Origin of the sequence: Acinetobacter calcoaceticus (genome assembly GCF_016508255.1) — a bacterium.
GTDB classification, from domain to species: Bacteria; Pseudomonadota; Gammaproteobacteria; order Pseudomonadales; family Moraxellaceae; genus Acinetobacter; species Acinetobacter calcoaceticus_E.
Genome location: NZ_JADVKT010000003.1, coordinates 118,164 through 133,886 on the forward strand (window position 1 = coordinate 118,164; position 15,723 = coordinate 133,886).

Annotated in this window: 15 protein-coding genes, 2 tRNA genes and 1 riboswitch; of the genes, 8 read left to right on the forward strand and 9 right to left on the reverse strand. The window is 39.9% G+C overall.

The features are described 5' to 3' along the window. Positions 1-33: 33 nt before the first annotated feature. The 4 genes from I5515_RS08195 (at position 34) to crcB (ending at position 2,972) form a co-directional block, all read left to right on the forward strand. The gene (locus tag I5515_RS08195; protein WP_199965676.1) at positions 34-672 is read left to right on the forward strand and encodes an SAM-dependent methyltransferase; all 639 of its coding nucleotides are present in this window, start codon (positions 34-36) and stop codon (positions 670-672) included. Further along, positions 662-1,867 carry a TIGR03862 family flavoprotein gene (locus tag I5515_RS08200; RefSeq protein ID WP_199965678.1) on the forward strand — a complete coding sequence of 402 codons (1,206 nt, stop codon included), beginning with the start codon at positions 662-664 and terminating at the stop codon, positions 1,865-1,867. Before I5515_RS08195 ends, I5515_RS08200 begins: the two co-directional genes overlap by 11 nt. Positions 1,868-1,944: 77 nt before the next feature. Further along, entirely contained in the window at positions 1,945-2,355 is a 411-nt protein-coding gene (locus I5515_RS08205) for a GFA family protein (protein ID WP_199965680.1), read from the forward strand. 45 nt (positions 2,356-2,400) lie between these two features. Further along, positions 2,401-2,467: riboswitch (Fluoride riboswitch) on the forward strand. A gap of 124 nt (positions 2,468-2,591) precedes the next feature. After that, positions 2,592-2,972, forward strand: a complete 381-nt coding sequence (gene crcB, locus I5515_RS08210) for a fluoride efflux transporter CrcB (protein WP_199965682.1) — start codon at positions 2,592-2,594, stop codon at positions 2,970-2,972. 431 nt (positions 2,973-3,403) lie between these two features. Here crcB and I5515_RS08215 read toward each other — a convergent pair whose 3' ends face one another. The 3 genes from I5515_RS08215 to I5515_RS08225 all read right to left on the reverse strand — a co-directional run bounded on the left by I5515_RS08215 (position 3,404) and on the right by I5515_RS08225 (position 5,637). Next, positions 3,404-3,739, reverse strand: coding sequence for a HopJ type III effector protein (locus tag I5515_RS08215; RefSeq protein ID WP_198496467.1), 336 nt, complete (start codon positions 3,737-3,739; stop codon positions 3,404-3,406). A 251-nt stretch (positions 3,740-3,990) separates the two neighbouring features. Further along, on the reverse strand, positions 3,991-4,245 hold the full coding sequence (locus I5515_RS08220; RefSeq protein WP_199965684.1) for a type B 50S ribosomal protein L31: 255 nt from the start codon (positions 4,243-4,245) through the stop codon (positions 3,991-3,993). A gap of 93 nt (positions 4,246-4,338) precedes the next feature. Next, positions 4,339-5,637 carry an ABC1 kinase family protein gene (locus tag I5515_RS08225; protein WP_199965687.1) on the reverse strand — a complete coding sequence of 433 codons (1,299 nt, stop codon included), beginning with the start codon at positions 5,635-5,637 and terminating at the stop codon, positions 4,339-4,341. 256 nt (positions 5,638-5,893) lie between these two features. On the opposite strand from I5515_RS08225, the gene I5515_RS08230 reads away from it, so the two are divergent. Beyond that, positions 5,894-7,141, forward strand: a complete 1,248-nt coding sequence (locus I5515_RS08230; RefSeq protein WP_199965689.1) for an SfnB family sulfur acquisition oxidoreductase — start codon at positions 5,894-5,896, stop codon at positions 7,139-7,141. 33 nt (positions 7,142-7,174) lie between these two features. After that, positions 7,175-8,425: a monooxygenase gene (locus tag I5515_RS08235; RefSeq protein ID WP_199965691.1), complete on the forward strand. Its 1,251-nt coding sequence runs from the start codon at positions 7,175-7,177 to the stop codon at positions 8,423-8,425. 33 nt (positions 8,426-8,458) lie between these two features. On the opposite strand, the gene abeM is transcribed toward I5515_RS08235, so the two are convergent. Together abeM and I5515_RS08245 are read right to left on the reverse strand one after the other, a co-directional pair. Then, positions 8,459-9,805 carry a multidrug efflux MATE transporter AbeM gene (abeM, locus tag I5515_RS08240; RefSeq protein ID WP_199965693.1) on the reverse strand — a complete coding sequence of 449 codons (1,347 nt, stop codon included), beginning with the start codon at positions 9,803-9,805 and terminating at the stop codon, positions 8,459-8,461. A gap of 32 nt (positions 9,806-9,837) precedes the next feature. Continuing rightward, entirely contained in the window at positions 9,838-10,299 is a 462-nt protein-coding gene (locus I5515_RS08245) for a DMT family transporter (protein WP_199965695.1), read from the reverse strand. Between the two features lie 116 nt (positions 10,300-10,415). On the opposite strand from I5515_RS08245, the gene hemW reads away from it, so the two are divergent. After that, complete coding sequence (gene hemW, locus I5515_RS08250; protein WP_199965697.1) at positions 10,416-11,570, forward strand: radical SAM family heme chaperone HemW; 1,155 nt, start codon at positions 10,416-10,418, stop codon at positions 11,568-11,570. Positions 11,571-11,627: 57 nt separating this feature from the next. Here the strand turns inward: hemW and I5515_RS08255 are convergent, their stop codons facing one another. Next, positions 11,628-12,383, reverse strand: coding sequence for an SDR family oxidoreductase (locus tag I5515_RS08255; RefSeq protein WP_199965699.1), 756 nt, complete (start codon positions 12,381-12,383; stop codon positions 11,628-11,630). A 112-nt stretch (positions 12,384-12,495) separates the two neighbouring features. On the opposite strand from I5515_RS08255, the gene I5515_RS08260 reads away from it, so the two are divergent. Beyond that, entirely contained in the window at positions 12,496-13,392 is an 897-nt protein-coding gene (locus I5515_RS08260; protein WP_199965701.1) for a LysR family transcriptional regulator, read from the forward strand. 63 nt (positions 13,393-13,455) lie between these two features. Here I5515_RS08260 and I5515_RS08265 read toward each other — a convergent pair. From I5515_RS08265 to I5515_RS08275, 3 genes are all read right to left on the reverse strand, one after another. After that, positions 13,456-13,531: transfer RNA gene (locus I5515_RS08265), tRNA-Lys, on the reverse strand. 21 nt (positions 13,532-13,552) lie between these two features. Then, positions 13,553-13,628: transfer RNA gene (locus I5515_RS08270), tRNA-Lys, on the reverse strand. A 120-nt stretch (positions 13,629-13,748) separates the two neighbouring features. After that, the gene (locus tag I5515_RS08275) at positions 13,749-15,590 is read right to left on the reverse strand and encodes a long-chain-acyl-CoA synthetase (RefSeq protein WP_199965703.1); all 1,842 of its coding nucleotides are present in this window, start codon (positions 15,588-15,590) and stop codon (positions 13,749-13,751) included. Positions 15,591-15,723: the final 133 nt, after the last annotated feature.

The following is a 15,723-nucleotide window of genomic DNA, read 5'->3' on the forward strand; positions in this document are numbered from 1 at the left end:
TGTTAGACTTATGCCGATTTTATTTAGTTTGATGTGATTATGCCGATTCGTCAATTTCAAGCACAACGTATGCAAGCGCCTCGCGATTTTACTCCAATTGAAAATACCCCGATTTGTGTAGAAATTGGAGCGGGCAAGGGCAAACATGCTTTGCTTTTTAGTGGGCAACAGCCACAGCACACGTTGTATGCAATTGAACGAACCCGAGAAAAATTCTTGGCAATGCAAAAACAGCATGGTTTGGAACCAAGAGATAATTTGGTACCTGTACATGCGGATGCTTTGCCTTGGGTTGTACATGCTTTACACCCTGCTCAAGTTGAACATTTCTTTATTCTCTATCCAAATCCAGAGCCACATAATCCGGCACAGCGCTGGTTGAATATGCCATTTTTTGAGTTCTTAATCTCACGCCTGAAAACAGGTGGAACCATTACGTTGGCAAGTAATATTCCTGAATATATCGAAGAAGCAGAACAGCAGTTAATTCATGTATGGAAGCTGCCTTATCAAAAAGAAAAAATTGCTCCAACGTCCGCGCGTACTCATTTTGAAATTAAATATTTAGAACGTGGCGAGCTTTGTCAGCAGTTCGTCATCACTAAACCTGAAGGCTATACCACTCGTTTTGATGAGTTTGCACCATTACAAGGGCAAGTGGATGGCGAATAAGCGGGTTGCCATTATTGGTGCAGGTCCGGCTGGTTTAATGGCAGCTGAAGTGCTGAGCCAATATGCTTATGACATTGATGTCTATGAACAAAAGCCATCTGCTGCGCGTAAGTTTCTTATGGCAGGAAAAACTGGTTTAAATATTTCACATGCCGAACCATTGGCACAGTTTATTGATCGTTACGACCATTCCGAATGGCTAAAACCATGGATTGAAAAGTGGGATGCACTCTGGATTCAAAACTGGATGAAAAGTCTAGGAATTGAGTCGTATGTTGGCAGCTCTGGTCGTATTTTTCCTGTCGAAATGAAAGCAGCGCCTTTGCTACGTGCTTGGTTAAAACATTTGGCAGAGCAACAGGTTAAATTCTTTTATCGGCATCGTTGTATTAATTTAAAAGGTACAACCCTGACTTTGGAAAAACAGAGTAATCAAAGTATCGAGACATTTACCCAGCAATATGATGCGGTAGTGTTGGCATGTGGAGCTGTGTCCTGGTCTAAGTTAGGTAGCGATGGAGCTTGGCAGCAATGGATAGATCAATCCAATATTGAACCTTTTCAACCTAGCAATGCAGGTGTACTTCACACTTGGTCGGCTTTTATGGAAAGCTGTTTTGGTGAGCCTTTAAAACGCGTTCATGCATGGGTTGATCCTAGCCAAATTACACATGGTGATATTGTGATTACTCACTATGGTTTAGAAAGTGGGGTTATTTATAAACTGGGGCGTGCCTTGCGAGAACAACAAAAACAGGGGCAAAGTTTAAATCTATTTTTAGATTTGTTGCCTGATGTAGAAATGTCGATGTTAGTTAAAAAATTGCAGGGTGTTAAAAAACAATCGCTCACCAATATCTGGCGTAAAGCAGGATTAGAAACAGCCAAGATTAACTTAATTAGAGAAGTCGTTGATAAAGCGTTATGGAGCCAACCAGAGACTATGGCTCAGCAAATTAAAGCACTTCAAATCAAGTTAGAGGGCTTTAGACCCATCGAAGAAGCAATCAGCTGCGCTGGTGGTGTTAAGCAAGATGCATTAAATGAAAGCTTAGAGCTGAAACAAACCTCAGGTGTGTTTTGCTGTGGTGAAATGCTGGATTGGGATGCTCCTACGGGCGGATATTTGCTTACAGCATGCTTTGCGACAGGGCGAGCGGCTGGTGAAGGTGTACATTCATTCTTAGAAAAATAAGAACTAATTTGGCGCTATGTTTGATATGTGAAAAGTGTTATTTTTGAGCAATCAATAATAATAGGAACTACGAGAACATGTCTCAAGTATCACCAGTCTATCAGGGAAGTTGTTTGTGCCAAGGCATTCGCTATGAAATTAAAGGCGATATCGGAGATATTATTCAGTGTCATTGTCAACGATGCCGAAAAGCCAATGGAACAGCATTTGCCACGAATGCTCCTGTTAAAAGTGCTGATTTTAAAATCACCCAAGGTGAAGACTTAGTCAAAAAATTCGCTGTGGAAGGCGTATATCGTTGGTTCTGTAGTGAATGTGGTTCACCACTTATTAGCTCGCGTGATGCCCAGCCTGAGCTATATCGTTTAAGAATAGGGACACTCGATACCTCATTAAACCAAAAACCTATTATGCATATTTTTGCTGCTTCAAAAGCAGAGTGGGAATGTATTCACGATGATTTACCACAATATGCTGAACGTCCATGATTTAAAAAAGTATATTTCAATCAAATTTTAGATGGACTAATATAGTCAAAATAGGGAGATGGCATTCTTCCCTTGAAAAACCGCCGTATTGGCTAATGATGCCTACGTTACCCTCATGTATTTATATCGCTGGGTACGTAGGTTATTGCGTACTTTGCTTATTTTTGGAGTACGCCATGTCACATTTTTCTTCATTCTTTTTTGCTCTTTTAGCCTCTGTCTAAAGGGGTGGTGCTATGTATTATTCTCTACTTTCAATTGCTTTAGGTTCAGTTCTAGGGGCATGGTTGCGTTGGTTTTTAGGCTTAAAACTCAATCCGATTTATCCGCAAATTCCACTTGGCACAGTTACTGTTAATTTGGTGGGCGGCTTTATTATTGGTTTTGCAATTGCCTACTTTGCTCACAGTGATTTAAGTCCGAACTATAAACTTTTTGTGATTACAGGTTTTTGTGGCGCTTTAACCACCTTTTCAACCTTCTCGATTGAGATTGTCACTTTATTGCAAAGTGGCAGATTAGGAATGGCAATGTTGGGAATTTCCATTCATCTAATTGGGTCATTAATTTTTACATGTTTGGGGTTAGCGACTTATTATTGGGTGGCGGGGCATTGATTTTGGCTAAGTAGATACAGTTATGATTTTTTAGGTATTTGCGACGGGGTTTTACCATTTAGTTATCTAATCGGAGTAGCTAATTCTGTTACTTTGGTTTCGCCCAAAGTAACCAAAAGCATCTCTCATTCGCAGAACCTGTTCACTGTAGGCATTTATTTTAAGCCTTGCAAAAACTATCTTTTATAGAAACCACGCAGGCTGCGAATGACGTTGTCGAGTATCTAATATAAGAGATTAATCAAATAGTTTAATTAATAATTAGTCATTTACTATCGTGACAGGCGGCATGGATGCCGTCGTTTCGCTGTGCTACATGGATGTAGCATCAGCCGAACAAAGGGTTTTGTCACTTTTGCCCTCAAAAGTGAGGCATTGCCTATTAACAGGCTTTAGAAAATCTCATAATTTGAGGCTGTGCTAAAAAATGATTAAGCTTTTTCAGCTAAAGCCTGACCTTCAAATTTCACACCATCCCAACCATTTTGCATAAATTGGCGAATATTTTGATGATCCGTTCCCTCAGGGGTCGCCAATACAGATGCATAGTGTTCTGCAAATAAACTTAAAGTTTGTGCTTGATCTAAATCTTGTAACTTGGCAAAAGAGAAAACTTTCGCACTGCCTTGATTTTCAGTAGCAGCATTATGCTGTGCGCCATTTTGAAAAGCTGTTGGAGTATGTTGGTAGCGGGCTTCAATATGAGCTAAAACGTCTGAAAATTTTGCGGTGCCTGCTTGTAATTGGGCAAGTAACTCTTGTGCCATTATCTTAAACTTCCTATCAAATGAGGGCTTAAGCATAGCATCGAATAGCAGCTTTGAAAGCTTGGCGAATACAAAAAAATGATGAGTTGTGGGGAAAATAAGAATAGTTTTTAGACAAGTTGTGGATAAGTTTTCTTTTATACACAGTTTAAAAAGATCGGAAAAATGTACATAAAAAAAGAAGCCTAAGTGGAGGAGAGAGTCTTAGGCTTCCAATGATTTAAGTGTATTGATCAAATCTTAACGTAAGATTAACTCTTACGATTAAAGCGAGCGAAGCGTTTATTAAAGCTTGCAACACGACCTTCGTTACTTGCTTGACGTATTTCGCCTGTATAGAAAGGATGTGATGCACTTGAAATATCAAGCGTTACATAAGGATAGACTTGTCCTTGATATTCTTTAGTTTGTTTCGTCTGAATCGTACTACCAATTACAAAGTACGCATCTGCATTGGTGTCATGAAATAACACTTGTTGATAAGCAGGATGAATATCTTTACGCATGAGAGATCTCCTAATTATTTTTGAATATAGAAATGTTATAACATAACAATATATAAAGTCAATGCATTCTATTTAAGCCTGCATTGAATAAAGTTAGTTTGAAGGTGGAACGAGTTCTTTGAATAAATCGTTTAGATTGTCATGTGTTTTTAAGTGAATCAGGTTCCAGTAGTGCCCAGAAATCGTTCTATTGACCATAAGTGTATCTGGTGAAGGTTTAAAGACATCCCAATACTTCAAAGATTTTTTCACAAGTAACATGCCATCATGATGTGATGAATTTTCGGCAAAATCATAGGTTGTAGTGAGCGGGCGTAATAAAACTTCAATCCAGAGTTTATATAGATCACTCGGGAATTTACCTTTTTCGGTAATGGAGTGTAGCTCAAGTAATTCGGTTTCAATCAGGTCAATATCTTCATGGCGAGCTGCATTTACCAGATGTTTAAAGTTTTGCACAATTTCATTTGAAAGTGTTTTAACACTGCCATAGTCATAAATAATGACACTACCATCTTGGCGGAAAGCGAAATTACCGGGATGTGGGTCACAGTGAAAACGTTTTAAAAAGAACATTTCTTGACCTAAAGCGCGTATGAGACGACGTCCAATGGTATTTCGAGTTTCGATAGGCCAAGAACTCGCAGTTTCAATACTGTCACCTTGTTCAAGACTTAGTGTCAAAATACGTCTTGAAGAATAATCTTTATAAACAGCTGGAATGATAATCTTGTCATCTAACTGGCTATGAAAAGTTTTAAAAACTTCAAGATTCTGAGCTTCAATTTCATAATTGAGCTCTGCTGATAGACTATCTTGGATTTCTTCAAAAAGCTGATCTTGCAGCTTTTTATCAATTTTAAGTACGCCCATTAAACGAAGTGCTAAGCGGACTTGTTTTAAATCACTTTCGCAGGCTTCATCAACACCCGGATATTGAACTTTAACTACAACTTGTTCACCGCTAGGCAGCACAGCTTTGTGTACTTGGCCAATCGATGCGGCAGCAAAGGGTTCGCTATCAAAGGATTTAAAGGCAACATTAAGTGGCTTTCCAAGCTCGCGTTCAACTTGTTGTTGAATGGCAGCAAAAGGCATTGCAGGTGCTTGGCGTTGTAGCTTTGAAATTGCTTTAGCAACTTCTGGGGGGAAGATATCTTTATATTGCGACGCAATTTGACCGACTTTCATGACTGCACCTTTCATTTCTCCCAAGGTGTCGGCAATTTGCAAACCAATATCTTGAAATAATTTAGTTTTCGCAGCCAGTTTCTGATCTTCATCTGCATTAAAGTTTCGGATCGAATTAGAAACGGTTTTTGTTGCAATGCTCGCGGTCATTCCTGCAAGTTTCATAAATCTTTTGCCAGGTGAACTTGCATTCTTTGCCATATCTTCGATACCTCATTGACTACAACATAATATTGCTTAGTTTTGATCATAGGTGACAAAGCTTAAAAAGCCTATACGAAATTGTTTATCTCATGTAAGAAAATTTTCGAAAAACAAAATGTTATTTTTATAGTAAAAAATATGAAAAGCTTTTGAAAATACATTTCATAAACAAAGCTTTAATATCTATAAGGGCGATGTTTTTTTGGTGCTAAGGTGAATGTCATGTTAAATAAAAATAGAGATAACAAAAGCTATGACAAGTTTAAATTCGGCCCATGGACGATCTCAAGCGGTTCCTTTGTCAGTATTTGAGCAATCTAAAGATGCCCATATTATTCGCTCTGATGAAGAGGCAATTCAGATTGCAAAGCAACTTGCCCAAGCGTTTGCACATGAGGCATCTGATCGAGATCGCGAGCGCCGTTTGCCGCTCAATGAAATCCAACAGTTCTCACAAAGTGGTTTATGGGCTATTACGGTTCCCAAGCAATTTGGTGGTGCGCAAGTCAAATATCGAACCTTGGCTGAGGTAATCAAAACAATTGCGAGTGTTGACCCATCTCTTGCACAGCTTCCTCAAAATCACTTGGCTTTTATTGAACATTTACGACTTGATGCAGGGCCAGAACAACAACTATTTTTCTTTAATTTAGTGTTAAGAGGAATTCGTTTGGGAAATGCCTTTTCGGAAAAGCACAGTAAAACAGTTGCAGACCTCACCACCACGCTCACAAAGACAGAACATGGCTATGAAATTAATGGCAAGAAATTCTTTGCAACCGGAGCATTGCTTGCTCACTGGATTCCAATTGTTGCAGTAAATGAACAAGGGCAACCTTATGCAGCACTTGTGCCACGAGAGACATCTGGCGTCAATATTATTAATGATTGGTCTGGCTTTGGACAACGTACCACCGCTAGTGGCACTGTTGAGCTTAATCAGGTTCCAGTGCGTGAAGAATATTTAGTTCCGATTTACCAAGCATTTGAACGACCAACGCCAGCGGGTGCAATTTCTCAATTTATACAGGCTGCGGTCGATGCTGGTATTGCACGAGGTGCGATTGAAGAAACGATTCACTATGTCAAAAACCATAGTCGGGCGTGGATTGATTCTGGTCTAGAAAAAGCGAGCGATGATCCATATACGATTTCAAATATTGGCGACCTAAAAATTAAACTGCGCGCAGCAGAAGCTGTATTAGATCTGGCGGGAGATGCAATTGACCAAGCAATTGCAGACACGACAGAAGAGCATGTAAATCAAGCCACGCTACTGGTTGCTGAAGCAAAAGTACTCACCACAGAAATTGCAATTTTAGCTGCGAATAAGCTTTTTGAATTATCGGGCACACGCTCTACTTTGTCTGAGCTTAATCTGGACCGCCACTGGCGTAATGCTCGTACGCATACCTTGCATGATCCCGTTCGCTGGAAATATCACATTGTTGGTAATTATTACCTCAATGGTGTTCAGCCACCTCATCATGCATGGAGCTAAATTGAAGAAAAAAATAAGATTAGGAGAATAATGATGACAACTGCTCAAATTGAATTAGAAGAGTTATCCGTAGGCGCCGATTATGAAAAAGTAGCCAGTAGATTTCGGCCAATTTTTGAAAAAATTGCTCAAGGTGCAATTCAACGTGAGAAAGAACGAATCTTACCTTTTGAACCCATTCAGTGGTTAAAAGAAACAAAGTTAGGCGCTGTACGTGTGCCAGTTAAATATGGTGGAGATGGGGTGTCATTACCTCAACTATTCCAGCTTTTAACAGAGTTAGCAGAAGCTGACTCCAATATTGTGCAAGCTTTACGTGGCCATTTTGCATTTGTTGAAGACCGTTTAGTTGCGCATAAAGAACACTCACAAGAAGTCTGGTTTCAACGTTTTGTGCAAGGCGATTTAGTCGGTAATGCATGGACCGAAGTTGGAAATGTACAAATTGGTGATGTCGTTACACGAGTAACCAAAGATGCTTCGGGTAACTTGGTGGTGAACGGTGAAAAGTACTATTCAACAGGAAGTATCTTTGCTGACTGGATCGATTTATTTGCCTACGATGAAGTAAATGACCGCCATGTGATTGCTGCTATTTACCGCCATGAAACAGGTGTGAGCGTAATTGATGATTGGGATGGTTTTGGCCAAAAGACAACGGGCAGTGGCACCTTAAAAGTACATCAGGTTCATTTACCAGCTTCGCACTTAATTCCATTCGACCAACGTTTTAAATATCAAACTGCTTTTTATCAGGTGGTACACCTTGCGACGCTAACAGGCATTGCACATGCGGCAGTGGAAACGTTTAGCCAAGAAATTCGTGAGCGAAAACGTATTTTTAGCCATGGTAATGGTGATTTAGTTCGACACGATCCACAAGTTCTACAAGTGGTAGGGAAAGCTTCTGCTCAAGCATACGCAAGTCAGGCGATTACTTTAAAAACGGCTGAGGCATTGCAAAAGGCTTATGAAAGTCACTTTAGTGAATTAGAGGTAAAAGAACATCAGTTTAATGTAGATGCTGAGCTTGAGTCCGCACAAGGGCAGGTGGTGATTTCGAATTTGGTACTCGATTTAACCAGCCAATTATTTAATGCCTTAGGGGCTTCTGCAAGCAGTGAAGTCAAACAACTCGACCGCTTCTGGCGTAATGCTCGGACGGTGTCTTCACATAATCCATTTATTTACAAAGAAAAAGTAATTGGAGATTGGGAAGTGAACCGTACTGATTTACCTTTTGTCTGGCAAATTGGAGCAAGTCCACGAGCAAAGTCTGCATAAAATAAAAAAGCCGATATTTCATCGGCTTTTTTATTAGGTTTGACTTAAACGTTTAGTGTTCAGATAGAGCCTTGAAAGTAATAAAACACAGGCAATACTTAAACCAATGATTAAGCCGAGCCACACACCAGCTACTCCCCAATGGGTGTAACGTGCCAAATAAAGTCCGATTGGAAAAGCAATCACCCAATACGCCATTAAAGTAATCCACATGGGTGCTTGGGTGTCTTGCATACCTCTTAAACAGCCAGCAGCACTGACTTGTAGGGCATCCATTAATTGATAACCCATTGCAAACCAGAGTAAATACATGGCAACAGGAAAAACGTTTATATCTTGAGTATAAACCGAGATAATTTGTTCACGGCCTAGGGCAATAAAGGACATGGTCAATAGAGCAAAAAATATTGCTGTACTTAGACCTATTTTTTGCACTTGGTACATAGAAGCCCAGTTCTTTTCACCATAATACGTTCCCACTCGAATAGTTAAAGCAATTGCAAGTGAAAGCGGAATCATAAACAGTACTGAGGTAACCGAAATTGCTACTTGGTGCGCGGCAATAAATACTTCGCCCAGTGGGCTAAGAACTAATGCACCTGTACTAAAAATACTGACTTCGAAGAACACTGCTAAACCAATTGGTAACCCAAGCTGTAAAATTCTTTTAACCCAAGTCAGGTTAATTTTATCGAATCGGCTAAAAATAGACGTGTGTCGGTAGGCCGAAGCTTTATAAATATAGCCTGCTAATGTAATCAACATCAGCCATTGTAAAATGGAGGTGGCAAACCCACAGCCTGCACTCCCCAAAGCAGGTATTGGACCTAACCCATGCATAAAGATCATGTTAAGAGGAATCAAAACAACTAAGGCTAGTAAACTAATAGCAGTTACAGGGCGAGGGTGACCTAAAGCTTCTGAATAGCCACGTAGAGCTGCATACATGGTTACAGCAGGCATACCTAAACCAATTGCATGTAAGAACAAGCTTGCTTTAGGGCGTAAGCTCTCTGGGACACCGAACACGTGTAAGAAAAAAGGCATAAGCTGCAAAATGAGCATAGCCATTACGCCTAAAATGATGGCGACCCATAATGACTGACGAACAATTACAGGAATTTGCTCCATATTTCTGGCACCTTTTGCCTCGGCGACTAAAGGTGTAGTGGCAATCATAATGCCACTGAACAGTAACATGATTGGAATCCATAAACCCACGCCCACTGCAATTGCGGCCAAGTCGGTTGCAGATAGATGGCCTGCCATAATCGTATCAATTAACCCAAAACCAGCTTGGGCAAACTGAGTAATTAAAATGGGTAGCATTAAATGGAAGAGTTGTTTTAATTCAGACCGAAAAGACGTGACATTCGACACAAAAGGTACTCTTTATAAATATAAAAATGAAGCTACCGTTGCAGGGTGAGTAAAACACCGACAAAAATGATGATCCCACCAAGAAACCGCTGCCATGTAACAGGTGTCTTTTCTGTACCCAACCAACCAAAATGGTCAAGCAACATGGAAATGAGCAATTGCCCAAAAATGACTAAACCTGAAAAGGTTAAAAAACCAAGTTTAGGTGCAGTATAAATGCTCATACTAATTGCATAAACCCCAAGAAATCCTCCAGTCCAAAGAATCCATGGAATATTGGATAATTCACCTAAAGTTGGTTTCTCTGCGTTTTGAAAGAACACCATAATTGCTAAGACAATGGTTCCTACAAAGAATGATAGGAGTGCGGCTTGTAAAGGCGAATGTAATTGTTCTCTGAGCTGAGCATTAATAGCAGTCTGAAAAGCCATGGCAACACCGATTCCCATAGCGAGGGGTAAAAACAGGAAGAGTTGACTTGAGAATTTCATCATTTTTATCAGTATTTAAGTATGTTTAAAAACAGTCTAAAGCAATTAAGGTATGTTTTCATAAGCCCATTGATGCAGTCATGTTAAAATAGAAATATTGTGTAAATTGGACCTGTTCCTTGGCTGTATTAAACCCTGCTTCTATCCCTTTATCTTTATATATCCACATGCCTTGGTGCGTGCGTAAATGCCCATATTGTGATTTTAACTCGCATGCCGTACCAGACGGAGCACTTTCTTCAGAACTCGAGCAAACCTATTTAAAAGCGTTGTTAGCTGACTTTGAAACTCAACTAGAGATGGCACAGGGACGTTCGATTCACAGTGTATTTATTGGTGGTGGAACACCTTCACTGATTTCGGCACAGGGTTATGTGTGGCTATTTGCAGAGCTTAAGTCATTGCTTAAGTTTGAAGATGGCTGTGAAATTACCTTAGAGGCAAATCCAGGAACCGTAGAACATGACCCGTTTGCAGGCTATTTAGAGGCAGGCATTAACCGCTTATCTATTGGTGTGCAAAGTTTTGATACCAATCAATTGCAAAAGCTTGGACGCATTCATTCAGCAAATAATGCAATCGATGCGATTCAACAGGCAAAGCAGGCTGGTTTTAAGCGAGTCAATGTAGATTTAATGCATGGTTTGCCTGAACAGACAATAGACCAAGCACTGCATGATTTAAAGCTTGCTGTAGAAAATGGTGCAACTCATATTAGTTGGTATCAGCTTACCATTGAGCCAAACACTGTATTTTTTAGAACTCAACCTGTTTTGCCACAAGATGAAATGTTAGAGGCAATTCAGGAGCAAGGTGAGGCATATCTAAAAGCAAATGGTTTTATAAATTATGAAGTTTCGGCATGGCGTAAAGAGCAGCCTTCAACCCATAATTTAAATTACTGGGAATTTGGTGATTATCTTGCGATTGGGGCCGGTGCTCATGGCAAAGTGACACGACCAGATGGCGTGTATCGTTTCCAAAAAACCCGTTTGCCGAAAGACTATTTGGCTAAGATTCCTGCTGAACATTTACAAATGAAAAAAATCGAAGCGGATGAGCTACCTTTTGAGTTCATGATGAATGCTTTACGTCTAAATGAAGGTGTAAACGCTGAATTATATGAGCAACGTACTGGTTTAAGCCTAGATCATTTAAATGATGTATTAACGTCGCTACGAGTTAGAAAACTATTGGTAGAGGATAGCTCTCGTTTGGCGTGTACAGAGCAAGGTCATATTTTCTTAAACTCAGTGCTTGAAGAATTTTTATAATTAAGCAAAGAAAGAAAAAGCCGCATTATTGGGATGCGGCTTTTTGATTTTTACGGGTTAACGAGTGGTATAACCACCATTTGCAAAAATTGTTTGACCGGTAATCCACCAACCATCAGTCACCAAGAAGCGGATTAAAGGCTCAATATCTTCAATTTTGGTCAGTCCGCCTAAGGCTGAGGCTGATTTATGGTAAGCCACCGCTTCGGCAGATTCCTGCCCATAAAAGAAAGGTGTATCCATAGGTCCTGGGGCAACAGCAGTCACAGAAATCTGGCGATCACCAAATTCTTTTGAAGCAGCACGAGTGTAATGTTCAACAGGCGCTTTTAAGCCTTCATAGGTTGAATACAGTCCAGTGTAAGCTGCCAGAAGAGAAGTCACGATTGAGCAGATCTTGCCACCATCATTTAAATGACGACCCGCCGATTGAATAAAGAAATAGGCAATTTTTGAGTTGATATCGCTCATGCTATCAAACTCTTGTTCTGTCGTTTCTAAGAAGGATTTTTTCAAAACCTTTCCAACAGTATTAATCGCAATATCAATCCCACCAAAATGCTGTTTGACATCTACGAAAAGTTTTTCGATGTTATCGATATGTGTTAAGTCTGCTTGAATTAAAACTGCATCTACGCCAAGTGCTTTTACATCAGCAAGGGTTTGTTCTGCATCTGCTTGCGTCTCGGAGCTATTATAATGAATCGTAAGCTTTGCACCTTGCTCTGCAAATTTACGGCTAATCAGTCCACCTAAGTTTTTTGCACCGCCAGTAACCAATACAACTTTATCTTTGAGGGTGTGAGTTGTCATGATGATTGTTCCTATGATGACTTGTTCTAATGTGTTTTTAGTCTAGATTGGCGGTAATTTTTGATCAATTATGCTAGTTTGGTTTAACTATTCAGAAAACACGAACAATTAAATGGATCGTTTGCAGCAATTTTTCATTTTTACAGAAGTGGCTAAACGGCAGAGTTTTAGCGAGGTTGCAAATCATCTGGATTTACCACGTTCTACTGTGACCAGTGCGATTCAGCAGCTAGAAAATCATTACAAAGTTCGCCTATTTCATCGAACGACCCGCAAAGTAAGTTTGACTCAAGATGGGCAAAGAATATTACCAGAGTGCCAAAATCTATTATTTGACTATGAGCAGCTAGAACAATTAATACAAACTCAAAAACAACATTATCGTGGCACATTAAAAATTTCGATGCCCAGTCGAATCGTGCATCAGGTGATTATTCCTGAATTACCAGATTTTTATAAACGTTATCCGGATATTCACTTGCAGCTCAATAGTTCTGATGACATTACCGATTTAATTGAAAAAGGGATTGATTGTGTTGTTCGGGTTGGCCAGCTCAATGATAGTAGTTTGATTGCGCGCTTTGTTGGCCATTTGATTATGGTGAACTGTGCAAGTCCTGATTATTTACAGCACTATGGTATCCCTGAACAATTAGAAGATTTACATCAACATAAATTAATTAATTATGTAGGCCCAGTGGGTGAAAAACAGGGAATGTTCTTCTATCAAGATGGAACAGTCATGATGGATAGTGTTTTAAGTATTAATAATACGGAGGCTTATATTGCCGCTGCATGTGCAGGCTTAGGAATTATTCAACTGCCTTACTATGATGTACAAGATAAAATCGAGCAGGGCATTTTAATTGAGGTATTAGGTGCCTATACCGTCCAATCACTTCCACTCAACATTTTGTATCCAAACCGGAGTTATATTCCTAAACGCTTAGAAATTTTTATGGACTGGGTGGGGGAAGTGCTACATAAGAAATGTATCGTCATCTTTTAGTCATGAAACTAAAATACGATAACAATAAAAAAAGCCTCTCGCAGTGAGAGGCTTTTTAGAATTTGGTGGGTCGTCCGCGACTCGAACGCGGGACCAACGGATTAAAAGTCCGCTGCTCTACCAACTGAGCTAACGACCCAAATAGGTCAAAACAGATAAGTGGTGGGTCGTCCGCGACTCGAACGCGGGACCAACGGATTAAAAGTCCGCTGCTCTACCAACTGAGCTAACGACCCGTATCGTTTTGATGTCGCGTATTTTAGCAAGTTATTCAACTAACACAAGAGGTAATTCAAAAACATTTGCATGATTGCCTATAAAAAGCACGATTTCCTCTTGTTTAGCTAAAAAATGAACTAAAAACGGTATTTATATGCCTGAATGTTGTCAAAAATTTCAGTTGTGACGTCACAATAACTGTTCGCACCAGGTAACAAAGCGAGTAAACGTTCAGAAGTTTTGTTTGGATTAAACGCATCTTCCTTCAATTTATTCTTTTGATATTTAAAAGTTCCTGTGGTTTCGACCTTAGCTTGCACACGTAAAAACACGGGTACTGCATAAGCTGGTAAGCATTTTTTAAATACAGTGACCATTTCGGCTAAATCAGACTCATTTAACTCGGCACCATCAGCAAGTGTGATTGCTGCCATACCCGCACGGCCATTGGTATTTGGAATTTCTACCCCATAAACCACTGCTTCAGCGATCTTGTCATATTCACAAACCATGTTCTCAACTTCAGTAGTAGATACATTTTCACCTTTCCAGCGGAAAGTATCTCCTAAACGGTCAACAAATTGGGCATGACGAAAACCGATATTACGAACAAGATCACCTGTATTGAAGTATGAGTCACCTTTTTTAAAGACATCTTTCATAATCACAGATTTATTCTTTTCTGGGTCTGTATAGCCGTCAAAAGGCGAGCGACTGGTAATTTTACCAACCAGCAAACCGATTTCACCTGCTTTAACTTTTTTACACCAGCCCTTTTTATCGTGTACAGGTTCGTTTTTTTCTTTATCAAACTCAATAATGGCGTATGGCGTAGGAGAGAAGCCTACAGTGTTGTCAAAGTTAAAAATATTACTAAACCCAACATTACCTTCACTTGAAGCATAGAGCTCAAGAACTTCTTGAACACCAAAACGTTGCTTGAACTTATCCCAGATGTTCGGACGCATGCCATTACCGATCATTTTAGTTACGCGGTGGTTATGATCAAACTCTGTTACAGGAGCATCCATTAGATAACGGCAAAGCTCTCCTACATACCCAATTGCAGAGGCATTAAATTTCTGAACATCTTTCCAGAACGCACTGGTTGAATATTTACGTCGAATTGCAAGGGTAGAACTGCCTGCAATCACCCCACACCAGCAAACTACCACACCCGTTGCATGGTAAAGCGGTAAAGTGACATACATCACATCATCTGGACCAAGGTTTAAAATGTGACCATAGGTGCCATAGGCGAGCGTCCAGCGACTGTGTTTGAAAATAACAGCCTTTGGTAAGCCGGTAGTGCCTGAGGTGTAAATATAAAACAAGCCATCATTTCCATGAACAGACTGTGTAGTTGATGGGTTAAATTTTGGAAACTGATCAATTTCTAATGCAAGGTTGGCATAATCTTGAGGTGCTGTCCCTGCATCTTGGCGTGTAGCCTGATCTGCAAACCAATGAAAACGATCTTTAGGAACATTGAGATCCTGACGAATTTCATCAATTACAGCTCGAACTTCTTCACCTGCAATTACGGCAATTGGTTTTACAAGATTGATGCTATGAGCGAGGACCTTACCTATTTGAGATGTATTAACAAGCGCAATAGTTACCCCAATTTTAGCTAAGCCTACAATAGTGGCAATAAGTTCAGAACGGTTCTCAACCATTACGGCAATCACGTCACCTTTACATGCGCCGAGAGAGAGATAGTAATGAGAAATCTGGTTAGCCCATTCGTTTAAAGCTTCATATGAGTAACTTTGATCTTCAAATAATAATGCAATACCTTGCGGATTTCGCTTAACAGCTTTTTCAAAAGCTACACCTAATCCCGTTGGTGTATTTGCTGTTCTTAAGTAAGCCTGTTTAAGACCATTCAGGATATGGGGTACTTTGGGGATGAAGCTAGGAAGTCTCGTTGCAACATCACCAAGCGTAATGATATCGGTCTGTGTTGTCTGGCTCATATCAATCCTATTTATTTTTCGATCAATCCAAAAAAGGTTGCGTTGGCAAAAGTACAGTATTTTTCATGGTTCACCATGCTTTTAAAACTTTTCTTCTAGTGCAATCAACCTAATTGGTTAAAAATAACAAAAA